Here is a 19,855-nt window from a genome sequence, read left to right as displayed (position 1 = left end):
ACGGTGGATAAATAAAAAATCGCCTAGAATTTTACACGTCTCGGGCCATTTAATAAACCGTTAATCCTTTTTTCTCGGCTGAAAACATGTTTTGCTGCCAATCCTTTGCAGTATGTTCAGAATGACTTAGGAGATAGCCACCATGATCCATCCTGTTATTCCCTAAAATTCTCCCACTTTTGATATTGTCCCTGCTCATAAGCATACAGCGAAGCAAATTGTGGCAGAATCGATTCACTTTGGGCGGGCCGGAAAAATACATAATCATCGACCTGAATCCGGCAACTAGATGGAATCTGCAACAATTCCTGATTACTACTGCGTCCATATAGTAAATGCGGTTTCGTGCCTGGCGGATAGATGCATTTCCCGCGCCAGTAGCCGCCATAGATACATACCGCCCGTTGCCGTGGTTGAAATCGCTTTAATCGCTCTAATCCAGGTAACTGAATTTGCTCCAACACCTTCAGTACTGGTGCAGCAATCCATAAAGCCGGCTGCATGGGCTCTAGGCCTTCCAGATCAAAATCAGTTGGCTTGAGCAGCATCGAACCGAAGGACACATCATTACAGACCGTCTGGATAAAGTGATGATGCAAGGTACCACTTCCCGCTCCATTCAGACAAAGAGCAGACAGATCCAGCTCAGGCAGCATCTGGCACATGACATTAATGAAGTTCATATAACACTGCTGAGATTTTTGATAGCTCTGGATGGGAGAAAATAATGCACTAGGCAACTTAGAAACATGAGCATCATAACCCATCAAACCACTTAAACTCAGATATTCCGAATAGCTTTTGATAATCGCCAGGCAGTGCATAAACTGCTCTAGATCTGACAGCCCACCACGATGCAGGCCAATATCAATTTCCAGATTGATCCGCAGCTGTAGATTCTGCTCCTTGGCATATGCCAGATAATTTTTCAGACGCTCAGCTGAATCAATCAGCCACTGCACTTTCGGCAGATGCTCAGCCTGATCTTCGATAAAGCTTTTCAGACATTGCAAAGGCACTGGCTTGCCCATCAGAATATCTGCCTGCTTATAGGCTTGCAGGATATGGACCGCATGCGGAAGATGGAACACCATAAAAGACTGGGTATTAAAGGCTTTAGCAATTCGTTTTAGCAACATTGAATTGGCTAATGATTTCACCACCAGACGCGGTTTCAGATGGGTCGGCATCTTATGCTGTAACCAGTCAATATTCTGTTCCAGCTTAGACAGATCCAGAATCAATTGAGGTTGTCCATTTCCTTGCTCATGCAGAGTTTTCTGGAGTTCCTGAAAGTAGTCAAGATATAGCATACTGTATTCCTCCTCAGCTCATTCAAGATGGAATGAACAGGCGCTCCAGATAAGGATTGAGCCATTTATCCTGTGGATCAAGGGATTTTCGTAACTGCATAAACTCATCCCATTTCGGATAGAGTTCACAAAGCTGTCGGGCTTCCAGCGAATGCAGCTTGCCCCAGTGCGGGCGTCCTCCGTATTTTCTGAAAATCGGTTCTACCAGATCAAAAATCACCTGATAATCCTGTTTGTAAAATTGATGTACGGAGATCGAAACTGAATCTTGTTGATAAAATGGACTTAGCCAGATATCGTCCCCACGTACATAACGAAATTCAATTGGAAAAAATACCGGCGCTTTCTGTTGCTGTAGTACTTCCATGACTTCCTCAAAACAGGCCAGTCCCTGTTTCACCGGCAGTTGGTATTCCATTTCATTAAAACGGGTATTACGTACACTAGGAAAAATACGGCTGGACCAGTCTACTGCTTTCGATGGCCGGATCGCTATATTTAACAGACGCTGTAACCAGGGATTCAGTCCTGGCCAAATTCGATTCAGCTCACAGCACATGTTCAACATGAAGTCCTCATCCAGCCACCCATCCGGTCTTGCCTGTGCTTCTTCCTGAGTTTCATCCAGACTTTTTAGAATGACATTATCGCTATGGGTAAAGGCCCAAAACTCTATATGCCGGTGCTGATGCTTCCATTTGTCGATGTTTGCATATAGGTCGGTGAGTGAGCAAAGTCGAATCTGCTCCTGCAACCGGTACATAGGCCGGTTTTGTAGCTGGATACGGGTCATAATGCCCAGACTGCCACATGCCACCCGTCCTGCAGCAAAGATATCTGTATTCTGCTCAGAGTTACAGCATAGCAAGTGACCGTCCGCAGTCAGCAATTCAAATTCAGAAACCAGAGCAGAAAGACAAGGTAATTCCACTCCAGTTCCATGCGTACCTGTAGCAAGGGCACCTGCCAGACTTTGCCGGTCAATATCCCCCTGGTTTGCCAATGCCTGATCAATGGTGGCCAGCTTCTCGCCTACATCATACAAACGGGTCCCCGCCCAAAAGGTACTGCGACACTGTTCTCGATCATAGTCACACATTCCTTTAAGCTGATCCAGGCAAACCTGCACGTCGCTGGTTTTTGCCAGGGCACTAAAGGAATGTCCTGCGCCCACAACACGTAATTTTGGATAAATACGCACAAGCCCCTGCAGCATCTCAATGCTGTAAGGATGAAAAATACTGGGACTGGATCGCTGGGAACCTGACCAGTTGGCCCACATCTCCGCGCGTGCTATCTCCATAGCGGCTTCCTTTTAGCCGGTTTTAAGTCAATAAAACCCGGACATAATTGCTCTTATTTTTGTTGTTATAAATATCTTTTTATTTAGAAATCATCATGCAGCCATTTAGAGAAACAAGTCAATTTTAAAGTCTATGTAAATTTGTAAAACTCGTTTTTTTATAAATACTTGCAAAATAATTTGATTTTATCAGTCACTAATCCACAAAAATAAAAGCCAGGCATTTTATCTATTTGCACTGGTCTTTGAAGCTAAATTGCACACCAGATTCTATTTGAGCCAACTTTATTCTGTTTATTATGATGACAGACATGGAAAGTAACAGTTCATTTTACCCATTAAATTTTAATAAAAACAAAAATTTAGATATTAAAAGCTCGATCTTTCATTCACGCTCGACTAAAGCATAAATGTCAAAATCACTAAAAATTGCTAGATTTAGAGTAATTACACAATAATTATTTATTCATGGAGTAGAACAATGGTCAGTGCATATGATGAATTACCACGCACACCAGCAAACTTTGTAGCGCTTTCACCTTTACGCTATCTAGAACGTGCGGCCTATATCTATCCCAACCAGAATGCCATTATTCATGGCCAGCGCGAAATTACCTGGCGTGACACCTATCAGCGCTGTCGCCGGTTCGCTCACCAGTTGCAACAGCTTGGTGTAGGCAAAAATGATACCGTATCTGTCCTTTTACCTAACGTTCCAGCCATGATCGAGGCGCACTTCGCTGTTCCGATGGCAGGTGCTGTACTGAATACCTTAAATACCCGTTTAGATGCCAAGACTTTAGCTTTTATGCTAGAACATGCGGAAACTAAAGTTCTGCTCGTCGATCCTGAATTTACTGCTGTGGCGCAGGAAGCGCTGGCACTGATCAAGCAGGATATTTATATCATCGATGTAGCAGATGAGAACTATGAAGAAGCTGCTGATCGTATTGGTCAGATTGAATATGAAAGCTGGCTGGCTCAAGGCGATGCCAATTTTGAATGGCACCTGCCACAAGATGAATGGGATGCGATCAGCCTGAACTATACTTCAGGTACAACTGGCAACCCGAAAGGCGTGGTTTATCATCATCGCGGCGCGTATATCAATGCAGCCAGCAACATCATTGCCTGTGGCATGATGCCACGTGCAACCTATCTCTGGACCCTGCCATTATTCCACTGTAATGGCTGGTGTTTTGCCTGGACCATGGCGGCCAACGGCGGAACCAATGTCTGCTTACGCAAAGTTGATCCTGAACTGATCTTCCAGCTGATTGCCAAACATAAAGTCGATTATTTCTGTGGTGCACCAATTGTCCTGTCGATGCTCATCAACACACCGGAAGAGAAAAGAACCAAATTCGATCACCGTGTAGAAGTCATGGTGGCAGGTGCTGCGCCTCCAGCAGCCATTATTGAAGGCATGCGCAATATTGGTATCAATGTAACGCACGTCTATGGTTTAACCGAGACATATGGTCCTTCTGCCCTATGTGCATCGCAAGCTGGCTGGTCCGATCTCACCATCCAGGAACAGGCCCAGTTACACTCACGTCAAGGTGTACCATATCCATTGCAGGATGGTATGAAAGTACTTGATCCTGAAACCATGCAGGAAGTGCCACATGATGGTAAAACGCTGGGCGAGATCATGTTCCGCGGTAACATCGTCATGAAAGGTTATTTGAAAAATCCGGAAGCTACGGCAGAAGCCTTTGCCGGTGGCTGGTTCCATACCGGTGACCTCGCTGTTTGCCAGCCAGACGGTTATGCCAAAATCACTGACCGCTCTAAAGATGTCATCATTTCAGGTGGTGAAAATATTTCTTCGCTAGAAGTAGAGGAAGTGCTGTATCAGCACCCTGCGATTCTGACTGCAGCGGTAGTCGCCAAACCAGATCCACGCTGGCAGGAAGTGCCGTGTGCCTTTATTGAACTCAAACAGGGCTTCGAAGTTACACCAGAAGAAATTATTGAATTCTGCCGTGAACATTTGGCGCGTTTCAAAGTGCCAAAAGATGTAGTGATTACTGAGATTCCAAAAACTTCGACTGGCAAGCTGCAAAAATTTGTCCTGCGTGAATGGGCCAAAGAACGCTCAACTGGTGAGTTTAGCTAGTCCATTGTTATTCGATAAAAAAAGGAAGTCATCTCGACTTCCTTTTGATTTCTCATCTAGAACGTCGACCAGCCACTCCATTCCATAAAACGGTATAGCCAGTATTTAAAGAACGAATCTTCTGCATATTGCGTATAGTCCACGCTCATGGAACGACCATTCAGATTTAACCATGCACCGTCAAAATATTGCTGGGCATCCTTGAACACTTCGGCCTGAGGCTGCCCCAGCACGCGCATATTGGTTTCCAGATTATAGTTTTTCAGATTCCGTACGGTAAAATTAGCCGAGCCTAAAATCATTTCAGCTTGCTGAGCATTGCGCTTCATCAGTATTTTGCTATGACATTGCTCACCCTGAGTACGGCACCAGCGCACATCAATACCTGCTTTATGCAGTTCCCAAGCCACTTGCCGGTTTGGAATCCCGTTTTTCTCACGGCCAAAAGCATCTTTATTTGGATCGAGTAAAACCCGGACTTTGACACCACGTTCATGTGCCGCGATCAGGCTTTTAATAATTTTGCGTTCAGACAGATAAAACATCGCCAGATCAATCTGCTCATTGGCTTTGGCTGTCTGAATGAGATTCAGAATCGCATCATAAATAGCTTTTTCAGTCAGCACCTGAACTTGTGGCTGGCTGCTGTCTGCCTGAAAATCCCCGGCGACAATGGCAGGCATATTGGCTTGTGACATCATGCCGACAGATTGCTCGGTTTTCAGAATGTCCACAGCGATGCTACCCCAAACCAATAAACCAATATTGGAATGCCGCGAACTGCCATCATGCGGGTTCATGGACGTGACCAGTGCTTTCCAGCCTTGATCGGTATCGACCACCATGGTTTTACGATGATTGGCTTTAAAGTTAAATAAATCAAAATAACTGCGCAGGGTAATTTTTTCTGTTCCAAATGGATTCGGCAACCAGCCTGTTTCCGGATTATTGCCAATGCCCTGGCAACAGATATACCAGAAGCCGGACCAGCTTGGATTGGAAGCCCGCAATGGCGTCAGATTGGTTTCAATCACATCAACACCGTGCTGACGTAGGGCTCGATACTGCTCGGATCGAATTCCGCCATAGACCGAATTAATTGGATCGGTAATAAACTTGATTTCGACTTCAGGTTGCAATAGACGTTTACTGATTAAAGCATCCGTCAGTTGTTGACTTAATGCCTGATGTTCCTGCGTAGATGCCCCAGTTTGCTGATTAAATAAAAACATATCCAGCACGATCAGCGATTTGGCTTCTTCGATCATGTTCAGCATTTCATTAAAAATGCGATGATCTAGCTGCTGCTTGCCTTGTGCATCCAGATAAGTCTGATCGGCCAGAAACTTGACTTCGGCATGGCGAAGCTTGCCTGTGTAATTCAGACCTTCCGGCAACGGCTTATACGTGTGGTAGATCGCCGAAGCTAGATAACCCACAGCCAGCATACTAATGATCAAAGCCGCATAACGGCGATTCGACCAGTTCAATTTATTGTGAATTCGTTGAAAGATACGCATAAGAAAAAACCTAACCCAATAGGCTCAGGCTAGGTTTAATCTTATGATTTTTCAAGTAGATTTCAGTGAGATCTAGATGATTTGGTCGATTATTTTCGTAGACCTGTTAGAAATCATACTGCACGCCGACAGTAAAGTTGCGACCGACTTGCGGAATATTGGACAGGAATGAGGTATGTGAATAGACCTGATCATCGAGCAGGTTATTGGCTTTGAAATACACGCGATACGCATTATTATCTGCAAGGCTATTGGCATAGCTTAAACCAACATTCACCATATTGTAGCCCTGAGTTTCATCTTCATAGCTGGCGATCATGTCTTGGTTAAAGACATGATAATACTCAACCAGACCTGACCAGCCATCGGCAAAGTCTGCTTCGACTTTTGTTCCTAAACGACCTGCCGGTACACGTGGTGCATTCTCGCCTTCGATTTTACCGCGCACATAGTCACCAAAGACACTGAGCTTATACATATCATTGATCTGATACCCGGCTTGTGCTTCTGTACCATAGAATCTGGCTTTGTCTTGAGTATATTGCACGCCACGTAAATTACCTTTCTGCGCTACCGTTTCGCCATAGATATAATCATCAAACCAGTTGTGATAGACATGCACATGGTAATCCAGTTTATCCCCTTCATAATGCAGACCTAACTCAAGATTATTTGAAGTTTCTTTATCGAGATCAGGATTACCGAGTTCATAGGTATTGGTCGCAAAATGCAAACCATCAGCATACAGCTCTTGCGCTAGAGGCAAACGCTGTTGATGTGATCCGACTACAGACAGTTTGTAACTCGGTGCAAACTCCCAATTCGCAGCCGCAGATGCGGAAAGACCCGTACCGGAATAATCTTTCTGTTCCGAGTCTACTGTTACTTTTTGATGATCGACACGTGCTCCAAGTTCCACATGTACATCACCGATCTGTTTATGTTCCAAAGCAAATAAGCTGTATTTCTGGGTTTTGGTGTCTGCCATCAGCACATCATGATTATGACTCGCATGCTCACCATGATCATGCTCATGTCCTTCATGATCGTGCTCTGCATGACCATGTGCTTCTGGAGCGGATAAATTAATTTTTTGCTGTGAAAGCTGGGTTCCAATCACCCCCTCCCAACCTGCGACAGGAACATGCACCAGTTCTAAACGTGCATCATAGCCCTTGCTTTTAAAGTTACTGATGACTGCATTTTCTTCCAGTTCATCATGTTCATAATCGGTAAAGCTGGCATGCGCACGTAACTTTTCAAAACCGGCAAAAGGCTGTTCCAGCTCGGTTCGTACTTCATAACGTACAGATTTTAAATCTACCCATGGTCCACCATGCTCTTCATGGGCTGGTACATCTGAATCATCAGGTGTTGGACAACCATGAAAATGATCACCATGTAAGACACAGCCATGATATTCATGACTATGACCGGGCAAGCCATACTGATCCTGACGGTTACTATAAGATAGACCAACAAAACCACGATCATGAATCCATGATCCGCCAATATTGACTGTTTGTCCTTCTGCAAAAGTATTGTCGACACGGCGTTCTTTATGAAAGTGGGAGTGATCTCCATGCGGCTCTTCGACCACATAATCCGGCGCAATATAATCATTGGCTTTACGCTTTGAGCCTTCTACACGCAAAGCAAAATTTTCACCAATACCCGCTGTCACACCAGCACTTGCTAACTTTTCGTCACTACCTGAGTTATAGCGCAGGCCGACTGTACCTTCCAGACCATCTTCAGGCATCTGGGTCGGAATTTTTTGATCGGTGACATTCACCAGACCACCGACTGTACCAGCGCCATAAAGTAGCGTAGATGGACCGCGAATCACTTCGACTTGTTTCGCCAGAATCGGATCAACGGTGACAGCATGATCCGGAGACAAGGTCGAAACATCAGCAGTTTCTGAAGCATGCTGTAACACTTTCACACGTGGGCCATCCTGACCTCGAATGACCGGACGACTTGCACCTGTACCAAACTGATTTGAATAGACACCCAATTCATCTGCCAGTGCATCACCAATAGTCGTCGCACGCTCAGATAATGCTTTTTGATCCACCACATGATCCGCAACCGCAAAATCTGCTGCGGTTTGTATCAATGGATGGGCCTGAACCTGGATGGTTTCCAGCGTTTGTACAGTTACTGTCGCTTCTTCTTGTTGTGCGAATGCTGATGGTGTAATAACCGCAAAAATAGAGAGTGTTATTAAATTCTTATGAAAAGACATGACCCAAGCTCAAAATGACTAAAATAGAATAATGTTATAATATAACATTTCATTATTTTTGCAATCGTTTACGATAACCAGTGATATATTTTATTAGAATGCTCTTTGAATATTTTTTTATTACATTAAAACATTATCTTTATGCCCTTTACCTTGTCCCATGCTGTACTTGCTCCACCTATTTCACGTTTAAGCGGTAATAGGCTACCTGTTGCTGCGATGGCGATTGGCTGTATGGTGCCCGATTTACATCGACTCTTTACTTCGAGCAATTCAAATATCACGCATTTATGGTCTTCGCTGATTCATCCAGACCTCTGGATTGGGCTGGCTTTCTGTAGCATCTGGTATCTGGTTTACCGGCCAGTAATTTACCGTTTCATCGGTATTTATCATGATTTAGATATTTACAGCATCCTTTCAGCTTTAAGATTTATCTTGGCGATGTGTCTGGCACTGATCATCGGCACAGCCACTCATTTAATCTGGGATGGTCTGACCCACGTCGATTTTCGGACTTTTGCCTTCCATGAAATCTTAGCGCAACAGTTTCAGTTATTTGGACAAAGTTATCCGCTGCACCGGATTTTACAGATTGGCACATCTTTTCTAGCCTTACCTTTTATATTGTGGATGAGTGTGCACTACTATAAAAAGCATCGCCAATATCTCGCAGTCAGCCTAAAAATCAAGTCATTTGCCTGGGGCTTATTTTTCTTTTCTATATTAACCGCTCTGTTTTCAGTCTGGGATTATGCACGCTATATTCCTACAGACGTCTGGCAATCGGATCTCTATTATTTTACTGGACGATCTATTAATGAATTTAGCCAAGGCTTTCTGATTACCTTTAGTCTGGGCTGTTTATTGTTTTTATTTTTAGACAGAGGTAGTAGGATGGGATAGACAAAGCGCTGGCTTTTCTTCTATTTACTTTAAAGTGATATTGTTTTTGACCCAAGTTCTTGTGACTACATGCCCAAAGAGGCATAATCCTACCTTTACGAAAAGCGGTACGCTGTTTACGTATTCGCTGACCTTAAACCATATAGTTGGATTTTTAACGCTATGATGCGAACTCATTACTGCGGTTCATTAACCGAAGCTCAAATTGACCAAACCGTAACATTATGCGGTTGGGTTCACCGTCGCCGTGACCACGGTGGTGTAATCTTCCTTGACATGCGTGACCGTGACGGTCTTGTTCAAGTGGTTATTGACCCAGATACTCCTGAAGCATTCGCAACTGCCGACAAATCACGTTCAGAATTTGTATTAAAAATTACAGGCCGCGTACGTCGTCGTTATGCAGGAACTGAAAACGCAAATATCACCAGCGGTCAAATCGAAGTTCTTGGTAAAGAAATTGAAGTTCTTGCTGCGTCAGAAACTCCGCCATTCCCATTGAATGACGAAAATACCAACATTTCTGAAGAAGTACGTTTAAAGTACCGTTTCCTGGACATCCGTCGCCCTGAAATGTTAGACCGTTTACGTTTCCGTTCTAAACTGACTAACCTGATTCGTAACTACTTCGAAGAAAATGGTTTCTTAGATGTTGAAACTCCGATTTTAACTCGCGCGACTCCTGAAGGTGCACGTGACTATTTAGTACCTAGCCGTGTATCAAATGGTAGCTTCTATGCCCTGCCACAATCTCCACAGCTGTTCAAACAATTGTTGATGGTGGGCGGTATTGATCGTTACTATCAAATCGCAAAATGTTTCCGTGATGAAGACTTACGTGCTGACCGCCAGCCTGAATTCACCCAAATCGACGTTGAAACATCGTTCATGAGTGACGATGACATTATGGATTTGATGGAAACATTGACGATCAAGATGTTCAAAGAACTTCTAGACGTGCAATTCGAAAAATTCCCTCGTATGACCTATGCAGATGCTATGCGTGACTATGCATCTGACAAGCCAGACTTACGTATTCCGTTGAAACTGGTGGACGTTGCAGACTTAATGCAAGACGTTGAGTTCAAAGTATTTGCAGGTCCAGCAAAAGATCCTAAAGGTCGTATTGTTGCACTTCGCGTACCGGGTGCAGGCTCACTGCCACGTTCTGCAATTGATGAATACACCAAGTTTGTAGGCATTTACGGTGCACGTGGTTTGGCGTACATCAAAGTCAACGAACTTGAAAAAGGCATTGAAGGTCTTCAATCTCCAATCGTTAAATTTATCGAGCCAATCGTGCTGGATCTATTAAAACGTGTTGGCGCTGAAAATGGCGACATCGTATTCTTCGGTGCAGACAAAGCGAAAATCGTGAATGACGCAATGGGCGCACTTCGTGTGAAAATTGGTCATGACATGAAACTTGCAACATGCGAGTGGGCACCGCTTTGGGTGGTTGACTTCCCAATGTTTGAAGAAACTGACGATGGTAAATGGACGTCTGTTCACCACCCATTCACGCTACCTAAATCAAGCGTTGAAGAAGTGAAGAACAACCCAGGCGCTGCGCTTTCTGTTGCTTACGATATGGTATTGAATGGTACTGAAATCGGTGGTGGTTCACTGCGTATTTATAACCTAGAAATGCAAAAAGCGATCTTTGAAGCGCTGGGTATTTCTGAAGAAGAAGCAGAAGAAAAATTCAGCTTCTTGTTAAACGCATTGAAATTCGGTGCGCCTCCTCACGGTGGTTTGGCATTTGGTCTTGACCGTTTAGTGATGCTTATGACAGGTGCATCATCTATTCGTGACGTGATTGCATTCCCGAAAACCAAAACGGCTGAATGTCCATTGACTCAAGCGCCTGCGCCAGTTGAATCAAATCAACTGCGTGACCTTGGTATTCGTTTACGCGAAAAACCAAAAGCTGAATCTCAAGAATAATTCTTGAAGATTTAAGTAAATAAGCCCTGCTCTGTGCAGGGCTTTTTTATCACTATGTTAGCGACTCATTTTTTATATTTTTAACTAGGGCTTTGAGTATAAAAAAATCTTATCCTCTCAGTATGAAAATATAGATGAATTTTCTTAAACTATTTTTTCATAATATTTTATATTAACCATTAAGTTGCTTTGCTATTTTTGATGATCTCTTAGATTTTTAGGCACTTATATAATTTTCAAGATTAAACCCGCCTATTAAAGAGTCTTTTTTAAAATATGTATTTTCTACTAACTTTTTTAGCTATATTGCCTTTACGCATTTTACAATTGTTCGGGTACATCATTGCTTGGTTTTTATATCGAACCAATTCATCTATTCATCGTATCACGCAGATTAATATTCAACTGGCCTATCCTGAACTAAATGATAAACAAAAAAAAATATCATTAGAAAAAGTATTCAAAGTCAATGTTTAAGTTATTTGGAATGTATTAAATTTTGGGGAATGTCTACTGATTACAACCTTTCACGTATCAATCAAATTCATGACATTGAACATTTCAACCAGGCTATCAATAAGAAAAAAGGTGTGATTGTTGTAGTTCCACATTTGGGAAGCTGGGAATTACTAAATGCGTGGCTTTGCTCACAAACACAACCCATGATTATGTATAAGCCAAATAGAAATAAAGATATCAATCGCTATATTTTGCAGGCTCGCCAGAAAACAAATGCAATTTTAGTCCCTGCAGATGAAACAGGTATAAGAGCTATATTTAAACATTTAAACCAAGGTGGTCTTACTGTTATTTTGCCAGATCATATTCCTAAGCCTTCGGGCGGCATCTATGCAGATTTTTTTAAACAAAACGTTCTTTCAGGAACTATTGTTCCCAAATTAGCTCAAAAAACTCAATGTAATGTGGTAGGCATAAGCTGTATTCGTACCAATCGACACAGCTATTTTGATATTCACTGTAGTTCTATATCGAATAATATTATGTCTAAGGATCTACAAACCAGCGTACTTTGTCTGAATCAACATATGGAACAAATGATTGCAACAATACCTGCACAATATATTTGGTCATATAAACGCTTTAGAAACTGTTATGACAATCATAATCCATATAAGGCTTAAATCAAATTTCATAAGTACTGATGAGCTAAATCTTAATTCTAGAAAATAGATTAAATTGAGATTCTGTCCTAAAAATGGCATAATCTCTACATTCTTTTAAGATGTGGATTGTCTCCCATGGCGATGCGTCCTGCTGTCCGTAATCGTGGCATCATGCTGATTGTGTTTTCAGTCGTTCAATGGTTGTTTATGCGCTATATTCTTGCCAACAATCTTTTCTCTTTAGACACCAATGATCGTATTGTCTACTTCTGCCTTAGCAGTATCATTGGTGCATTTCTGATTTTTGTTGGTTTGATTTATATGGTGTTGAAAGGGAATCCTGATAAAAATTAAAATTTTATTAGCGATAATCTTTACATACTGGTTTTAAATTTTCATCAAATAAGAGATGTTCATGAAACATAAGGCATAATGGATGAAATATCTGACCAAGAATGGAAGTCCAAGGCAATGGATAGCCTTCATTATCACCCATAATATTACCTGGATGTGCTTTCAAGGTTTCAAAATTTTCATCTAATCGCTTATGTAATTCTGTGATCCACAATTCTGTAAATTGTGTATACGGTTTAAAAATATATCCACCATTACCAATAACTAGATTAAAATTTTTCTTCAAATCTTTATTCATTTTTTTTGCATCAATGGGATTAACGAATTTTCTTATATAACCGATATCTTTATATGAGGATTCATGATAGCCAATTGCAAGTACATTATTATCATTATTCAATTTTTCAAATGCTTTTTCCCAATTATATAATTGAGGTTTGATATCGCTATAGCCTCCACCGAAATGGTGCATAAAATAACATCTTAAATAATCTGATTTATGCACTAAAGAAAGATAAGAATAAGCTGGATGTAGAGGAAAATCTTTTTTTATAAAATTATCCAAATTAGATGGGTTAACTAAAATTACTTCTGCACCAGAATTTTTTTGCAGACTTTTCAAACCTTTTAGTCTATTTTCAGACATAGGGTTATTCCCTGTCCAAAAACAGTAAATAACTTTATTAACTTTAGTTATAGCCTCGGGATTTTTTATTTTCTTTTCTAAAAAACGAATATTATATTTTTCTTTTTCATAAAAATATTTTTTATTAAAAAAATTTGATAAAAATTTCATAAAAATCTCGTAATCAATTAAATTTAACTTTACAGAAAAGCTTCCAGATATTCTTGATAACTCTGAACAATTCCCTCTTCAATTTCAATTGAATATTAATCTTTTCTTTAGATACAACTATTTTTCTTCTGCATCTTTCGCCTTGTAACTGGCTTGGCAAAGCTCCCTTAGACAATCTTCCAGCTTGAATAACTAAACTTGGTACCATTTGATAAATTTTATATTCTTTAGATAAAATTTTATCCTCAAATATAATTACATCAATAGGTTTATTTATAAATTTTCCATAAACAGAATTCAAAATTACTTGAGCAGCATTTCTTGACAGAATATACCCTGCAGCACCTAAATGTTTACCTTTTAAGAGTCTTAAAAAACGACAATATCCTATGTTTATAGTTTTCAATGACATAAATGCATTTTTTTCAAATTTTTCTATTTTAATAAAATCAATATTTGAAGGAATCCAAGAAAAATCAGCTAAGAAATGATTGGAATGAATCCCTAAGATCACGTCATCTTCGAATACTGCTATATATTCTAAATTACTCTTTAAAAAATTTTCACAAATCACGATATGACTTAAAAAACAAGCTTTCTCAACTTGCGTCAACATATTATCATCAAATTTAATATCAAATTTTTTAGCATATGCATCTACTTCTTTAACTGTTATCGCGTCAAAGAATTTAAAATTTAAATTATGTTTTTCAAACTCATTTGAAATATGCAAGCGCCTCTCATCCGCATCTTTCAAACTAATAACATAATTCATACACACCCTAATAATATTTATTGATATCCCCTAACAATTATAAATTATTTTAAGGTTGAAAACCAACAAAGATTATTAACACAGTAATAAATTTTTATTACAAATAAAAAATAGCAAAATCAATTTATTATACTACTTCAAAATCTCTTAATAAGAATTTCAAGTAGTACTGCCTAAAAAATTATTTAATATAGTAAATCTTGGAATATTTTTTTGAATTTTATTCATAATTCTTACTAATTCATCTATAATTTTTTAAAATATATTTTTATTATATTTTAACAATTTAAGAGTTTTTTACTTCTCTCATTCTACAATTGACTTGGAAGATTATTTATTCCAATTCGATCTTCTTGAATAACTACACATGGGTTTAATTGATAGATAGTTATAAACTTATTTTTATATAAAAATTAAAAATTAGTTGATCAATAGGGCGTAAAATTTTTTTACTACATACTTGATTTAGTAGTTGTTTAGCCATTGATTTTGAAATAATATAACCTGCTGTTCCTAAATGTTTACCTTTCGACCTTCTTAGAGACAGATTTTTATTAAAACTAATTCTTTGAAAATCCATTAAAGCAACATCTTGAAATTTTTTCTATTTTTATAAAATGTATTTTACTAGGAATCCAATTATAATCATTTAAATATTCATTACAATATTTAGATAAATAAACATCATCTTCAAAAATTGTAAGATATTTTAAGTCACTATTTATTAAATATTCCCATAATTTGACATGACTTAAAAAACAAGCTTTTTCACTATTAGATAAATTTGATTTACTAAAATCAATATTATATTTTCTCTCATTTTCATTGAGAGTATCCTTATTTACTACATTGAAGAAATTAAAAAAATCATTATTCTAAGAAAACTCTTTCTCAATATGCTTTCGTCTTGCCCATGCCGTTGATAAGCTAATTAAAAAATTCATAAAAAATCCTAGTTTTATTTATGAAATATTAATTTAATAGTATATGGATATTCAATAATTTTCTTAAATATTCTAATGAATTCTCTTTTTATTTTATCCCTAAAGGATAATTTAGTTTTTATTTTATTTTCTCTCCATTGTAGTGATGAAATAAAAGATTGATTATTCGGATTTAAAATACAGTCTTGTATACAAAGGACGGGATTCAATTGATAAATTGGATATTTACCTTTTTTCAAATATTGGTTAAACAATATTTGATCAATATGGTCTAACACATTTAAACTTTGTACATAAGCTATTAAATCTTTAGCTGCTGCATACGAAAGTACGTATCCACCAGCGCCAAGATGTCCTTTTTGCAAGATACCTATTGTATATTCAGATTCACCTACTTTAATTTTTTCATTTTGTTTTAATACAACTTTTTTATAAACTTTCTCAATTTTAATAATATCTTTATTTACGGGCCATTCACCACAAAGAAAGTCAGAAGCATTTTCACTTAAATAAATATCATCTTCAAATATTACGATATAATTTAACTTTTCTTTAATTACTTTATTCCAAAGAGAAAAATGACTAAGAAAACAAGCTGTTTCATTTTCTGTCAGCTTATTGGCTTTAGTATTCAATTTAAATTTTTCTAATAATTCTTTATTCAAAGCTGGTTCAATGGCTTCAAAAAAATTGAAAGGTATACTTTGTGAGTTAAATTCATTCTGGATGTGAGCTCTTCTATCTACTGCTGATTTAAGGCTAATGACATAATTATTCATAATAAGTATTCTTACAATTATTTAAAACCAATGCTCTGCCCAACTAAAGCATATTTCACTTGCTTAAGCACACGCATAATTTCCAACTGAATTTTTGCCCACCCCTTTTTCTTCTGCTTACGCATACGCGCTTTACGTTCAGCAAGCAAATCACTTGAGAGAACTGTCTTCTTTTCAGGGAATAGCATCATCTCCTGAATACACAGCGCAGGTGTCATCTGGTAAACAGAATGAATTTTCTCTCGGATAAATTCATCGAACATGACTTGATCTAAAGGAATTAACTGGATCTTCCGCACATAATCCAAGTATTTTTGTGCCCCTTTCAAGCTTAGAATATAGCCCGCTGTCCCTAAATTTTTTCCCATTAACTGAACAATCTGACGCGATCCATTTGCGATATTTATCTTAGGCCCACTTAAAAACACCTTATCGGCAAAAGCTTCTATTTTAATAATATCCCAGTCATTTTGAATCCAGTCATCCTGACTCAGAAAATAGTCAGCATTTTCTCCCAAATATACATCATCTTCAAAAACTGCCAAATGCGGAATCTGCTCATCTACCATTTTTTGCCAGATCGATACATGACTCATAAAACAAGCGAGTTCGCCTGCCGTAATAAAATCTTCTTGCACATTTAGAGACATTTTCGCAGCAAGTGGTTTTGCCAAATCTGGTGTCAATGCATCAAAAAATTCAAAACCGATATTCTGTTTACCAAATTCTTTTTGAATGTGTTCACGACGTGCAGTTGCTGTTTTTAGGCTAATTACAATGTTTTTCATACAGATTTACTTACTTTGAAGCCATTAAGTGTCTGAGTGCATAATAGCGATCACGCCACATGCGCTTTTGCTTCTTCAAACCATGGGACAACCCACGATTTTCTTTTTGTTTACGTGATACACCCTGAGAAGCGACTGTTCCTAAAATATCACTGTCTAAGCCTGCAGGTCGAACCAAGGCTGGCCACACACCTAATCCCTTTCCATTTTTACTCAGCCAGGTCTGGAAGAAAATATCGACAGGCATATTTATGTTGTTACCTGCTTCTAAAAATGCTTGAGCACCTTGGCGTGACCAGATCAAACCTAATCCGCGAATTGGAAAATAAAAAGCATGCCACATGCTCATATCTTCAATCTGGGTAATATCTTTCGCCAGCTTTTTCTTTTTGGCTGCAATATTGATTAAGTACCAATCTAATTCTTTATGCTGATCCAGATATTCCAACACACTATCCAGCTTTGTTTTAAAGTCTGGATTAATTTTCATATCATCTTCAAGCACAACCAGATAATCTGCATCAGTATTCAGAAACTTCTCTGCGCAACCATAATGACTCAGATAACACCCCAATTCCGAGTTCATCAGGCTACGTCCAAGAATCTGTTGCGCACCTTGATCATCATAGTTGGCAAATTCAGTTAAAGCCTTGCCGCGGCCATCGACTGCAGAGAAACGCTCAAAAGGCCAGTGCACTGCATCTAGTTGCTGAGTCGCCCGTTCAAGCCGTTCATGACTACCATCCAGATTAATCAGATAAGTAATTACTTTCATCATGAACCTCTAAGCTAAAATTGAATTTGGCAAATAACCAGCCAGTTTTTGCTGCATGGCATTACTGATCTGCTTTGCATCTGCTGGCTTTAATTGATCCAGACTCTGGATACAACCATATTTTATTGCAGAATTATCTAAAGCTGAAACGAAACTGTCGAGGCTATCTTCATTTTTCAGATAAGCCAGTTCAATATCAGGCTTCAGCTCAGCTTGCTGCTTTTGAATCTTGATATGATTCATCAGTGAAATGGGATTAAGCTGCTCTACACTACGGAACTTGTATTTAATCTGGGTTTCCAGCAGCTGCGGATGTTCCAATAAATAATCTTTCAAAACATGACGATCAACAATATGTGGATAATGATGGATCTCGAAAAACTTTTTGAAACCCAGGATATCTGCCCCTAACATTTGTGCAATCATGTGCTTCGGCTGAATCGGCTTGCCAAATTGACGCTGCAAAAATTGGCGATATTTTAACTTTGTTTTCAACGCAAAACTGCTTTGCCAGTGGCCATAGATCACCAAATGATTACCGTTTAGAAAATCTTCTGGCTGCGCAGTTGAATTAAAGAAAAAGTCATCATTCAAATAAATAAAGTAGTCTGATAATCCTTCAATGTTCCAGAGCATACTTTCAATGGATCGGGTATTGAAAGTAGGCAAATGCTGCTCATAACCTCTGAAAATTTCCCGATGATCCACTACACGAATTTTATCGGCAGTACACAGGCCTTGTGCAGTAAATTCATCAATAAATTCTGGGCGCTGGTTATCGGTCACTACAAAAATATTGCGGCAAAAAGGTACATATTTCAGGATTGAAGCAATGTTGTAGTAGATTTCATTATTACTGGCGAAGCGGGTATCACTGACTGCATCGGATGCATCTTCACCAGTCAGATATTTATGCCGTTTCTTTTTTAATTCCAGATCATTGCCATCCACCCAGGCAATTACAATATCAATTTGCTGCTGCATTTACTTCATCACTTTAAAATAGGTACCGGATTGCTTAATTACTACACTTAATAATTATTGCCACGCATCCTTGATCCATTGCGATGGCAGAACATAACGGTACCATTTACCACCGCCGCCGTTAATTGCGTCAGGTGGATTGATTTCACCATGGAAAATAATAATTTTGACACCTTCCGGCTTCACAGGCGGCTTGAAATAAGCCATTGGAATTTTTTGCAGACAGTGATATTTATAGCTCTTGCACCAGGAATCCGGCCAGTAACTCAGTTTCTTTTCCTGATCAACATACCAGGATAAATAAGCCTGCTCATTACGAAACTTCTGACGGATTTCATCAAAATGTTCACGGAAATATGGCATCAAACCAGGAAAAGCTCCCAGCTTGAAACGATAAACCGAGCTATTTCCGGTAATACGCCATGGACGTTTCCAGTCATGAATAATCAAAAAATCACCCGGATGGGTAAAGAAACTGTCAATATTATCGACAATCACAACATCTAAATCGAGAAAAAGTGCATTTCCTTTTAAACCATATAAATCAGGTTCAAAGGTCGATAACTTATTCCAGCCACGTTCAGGACTACCTGCTGGCAAGGCCAATGGCGGAATAGGAAAACATTCAACAGCAGGATCAATGCCCTCGGTACGGTCTGTCAGACACACCATTTTAAAGTCAACCGTAGTATGACGCTTGACCATGTTGTATAAACGATTGACGTACTCTGCCCCATATTTGGTGCCCCACTTCATGCATAGCACAATATTCTGTTCAGACTGTGTATGAGCCTGACCTGACAGTGAGTCGTTTACGTTTTCCTGCATGTATTCATCTTCCACCAGCATTCTGCGCCATATCATACCATCTCTAAAGCAAAGTTACTCCCCCGCTTTTCAACACCTTCATAATACTCAAAATACTTTATGGTATGATATGAAACCGCCTTGAGAACACCACTATTGGCTTGGGCTCTGGCTCCCCTATTAAAAATACATAATCAGGTTGATATGAAAATAGCAGTTGCAGGCACCGGTTACGTCGGCCTTTCCAATGCCATGATCTTCTCACAACATCATGAAGTCGTGGCATTAGATATTATTGACAATAAAGTTGAAATGTTAAATCAGAAGATTTCTCCGATTCAGGATCCTGACATTTCAACTTTTTTAA

The 19,855-nt window shown here is 39.3% G+C and carries 16 protein-coding genes and 3 pseudogenes; 6 read left to right on the top strand and 13 right to left on the bottom strand.

The window, feature by feature from the left end; translation table 11 throughout:
- Positions 1-155: 155 nt before the first annotated feature.
- Together B3D47_RS00740 and B3D47_RS00735 are read right to left on the bottom strand one after the other, a co-directional pair.
- Positions 156-1,313: an alanine racemase gene (locus B3D47_RS00740; protein WP_286859430.1), complete on the bottom strand. Its 1,158-nt coding sequence runs from the start codon at positions 1,311-1,313 to the stop codon at positions 156-158.
- 22 nt (positions 1,314-1,335) lie between these two features.
- On the bottom strand, positions 1,336-2,616 hold the full coding sequence (locus tag B3D47_RS00735; protein ID WP_286859427.1) for a D-arabinono-1,4-lactone oxidase: 1,281 nt from the start codon (positions 2,614-2,616) through the stop codon (positions 1,336-1,338).
- 481 nt (positions 2,617-3,097) lie between these two features.
- On the opposite strand from B3D47_RS00735, the gene B3D47_RS00730 reads away from it, so the two are divergent.
- Positions 3,098-4,738, top strand: coding sequence for an acyl-CoA synthetase (locus tag B3D47_RS00730; RefSeq protein WP_163172079.1), 1,641 nt, complete (start codon positions 3,098-3,100; stop codon positions 4,736-4,738).
- A 56-nt stretch (positions 4,739-4,794) separates the two neighbouring features.
- Here B3D47_RS00730 and B3D47_RS00725 read toward each other — a convergent pair whose 3' ends face one another.
- Both B3D47_RS00725 and znuD read right to left on the bottom strand, forming a co-directional pair.
- The gene (locus B3D47_RS00725) at positions 4,795-6,258 is read right to left on the bottom strand and encodes a phospholipase D-like domain-containing protein (protein ID WP_286859425.1); all 1,464 of its coding nucleotides are present in this window, start codon (positions 6,256-6,258) and stop codon (positions 4,795-4,797) included.
- 106 nt (positions 6,259-6,364) lie between these two features.
- Entirely contained in the window at positions 6,365-8,509 is a 2,145-nt protein-coding gene (gene znuD, locus B3D47_RS00720; protein WP_286859423.1) for a zinc piracy TonB-dependent receptor ZnuD, read from the bottom strand.
- Between the two features lie 141 nt (positions 8,510-8,650).
- Here znuD and B3D47_RS00715 point away from each other — a divergent pair, with 141 nt between their 5' ends.
- From B3D47_RS00715 to B3D47_RS00700, 4 genes and pseudogenes are all read left to right on the top strand, one after another.
- Positions 8,651-9,415 carry a DUF4184 family protein gene (locus tag B3D47_RS00715; RefSeq protein WP_286859420.1) on the top strand — a complete coding sequence of 255 codons (765 nt, stop codon included), beginning with the start codon at positions 8,651-8,653 and terminating at the stop codon, positions 9,413-9,415.
- 162 nt (positions 9,416-9,577) lie between these two features.
- On the top strand, positions 9,578-11,362 hold the full coding sequence (gene aspS, locus B3D47_RS00710; protein WP_163172087.1) for an aspartate--tRNA ligase: 1,785 nt from the start codon (positions 9,578-9,580) through the stop codon (positions 11,360-11,362).
- Between the two features lie 276 nt (positions 11,363-11,638).
- A pseudogene (locus B3D47_RS00705) lies at positions 11,639-12,504 on the top strand (lysophospholipid acyltransferase family protein).
- 117 nt (positions 12,505-12,621) lie between these two features.
- Positions 12,622-12,840 (top strand): hypothetical protein, encoded by a 219-nt coding sequence (locus tag B3D47_RS00700; protein WP_253170116.1) that lies wholly within the window; start codon positions 12,622-12,624, stop codon positions 12,838-12,840.
- A gap of 7 nt (positions 12,841-12,847) precedes the next feature.
- Here B3D47_RS00700 and B3D47_RS00695 read toward each other — a convergent pair whose 3' ends face one another.
- From B3D47_RS00695 to B3D47_RS00665, 9 genes and pseudogenes are all read right to left on the bottom strand, one after another.
- Positions 12,848-13,636, bottom strand: a complete 789-nt coding sequence (locus tag B3D47_RS00695) for a capsular polysaccharide synthesis protein (protein ID WP_286859416.1) — start codon at positions 13,634-13,636, stop codon at positions 12,848-12,850.
- A 13-nt stretch (positions 13,637-13,649) separates the two neighbouring features.
- Positions 13,650-14,411, bottom strand: a complete 762-nt coding sequence (locus tag B3D47_RS00690) for a glycosyltransferase family 25 protein (protein WP_286859414.1) — start codon at positions 14,409-14,411, stop codon at positions 13,650-13,652.
- Positions 14,412-14,799: 388 nt separating this feature from the next.
- On the bottom strand, positions 14,800-14,991 hold the full coding sequence (locus tag B3D47_RS14790) for a glycosyltransferase family 25 protein (RefSeq protein ID WP_376747595.1): 192 nt from the start codon (positions 14,989-14,991) through the stop codon (positions 14,800-14,802).
- A pseudogene (locus B3D47_RS14785) lies at positions 14,972-15,262 on the bottom strand (glycosyltransferase family 25 protein); the annotation flags it as partial. The gene B3D47_RS14790 and the pseudogene B3D47_RS14785, both read right to left, overlap by 20 nt.
- A 107-nt stretch (positions 15,263-15,369) precedes the next feature.
- Positions 15,370-16,134 (bottom strand): glycosyltransferase family 25 protein, encoded by a 765-nt coding sequence (locus B3D47_RS00685; protein WP_286859411.1) that lies wholly within the window; start codon positions 16,132-16,134, stop codon positions 15,370-15,372.
- Between the two features lie 17 nt (positions 16,135-16,151).
- Positions 16,152-16,922, bottom strand: a complete 771-nt coding sequence (locus B3D47_RS00680) for a glycosyltransferase family 25 protein (RefSeq protein ID WP_286859408.1) — start codon at positions 16,920-16,922, stop codon at positions 16,152-16,154.
- 10 nt (positions 16,923-16,932) lie between these two features.
- Complete coding sequence (locus B3D47_RS00675; protein ID WP_286859461.1) at positions 16,933-17,697, bottom strand: glycosyltransferase family 25 protein; 765 nt, start codon at positions 17,695-17,697, stop codon at positions 16,933-16,935.
- A 9-nt stretch (positions 17,698-17,706) separates the two neighbouring features.
- Positions 17,707-18,681: a stealth family protein gene (locus B3D47_RS00670; protein WP_286859405.1), complete on the bottom strand. Its 975-nt coding sequence runs from the start codon at positions 18,679-18,681 to the stop codon at positions 17,707-17,709.
- Between the two features lie 54 nt (positions 18,682-18,735).
- The gene (locus tag B3D47_RS00665) at positions 18,736-19,509 is read right to left on the bottom strand and encodes a glycosyltransferase (RefSeq protein WP_071320474.1); all 774 of its coding nucleotides are present in this window, start codon (positions 19,507-19,509) and stop codon (positions 18,736-18,738) included.
- A gap of 183 nt (positions 19,510-19,692) precedes the next feature.
- Between B3D47_RS00665 and B3D47_RS00660 the strand changes: the two are divergent.
- Positions 19,693-19,855, top strand: a pseudogene (locus B3D47_RS00660) (UDP-glucose 6-dehydrogenase); the annotation flags it as partial.

This window comes from Acinetobacter sp. UBA3461 (genome assembly GCF_002381195.1).
GTDB classification, from domain to species: Bacteria; Pseudomonadota; Gammaproteobacteria; order Pseudomonadales; family Moraxellaceae; genus Acinetobacter; species Acinetobacter schindleri.
Note: the sequence above shows the minus strand (reverse complement) of the source record. Positions and strands in the feature narration are given on the sequence as shown.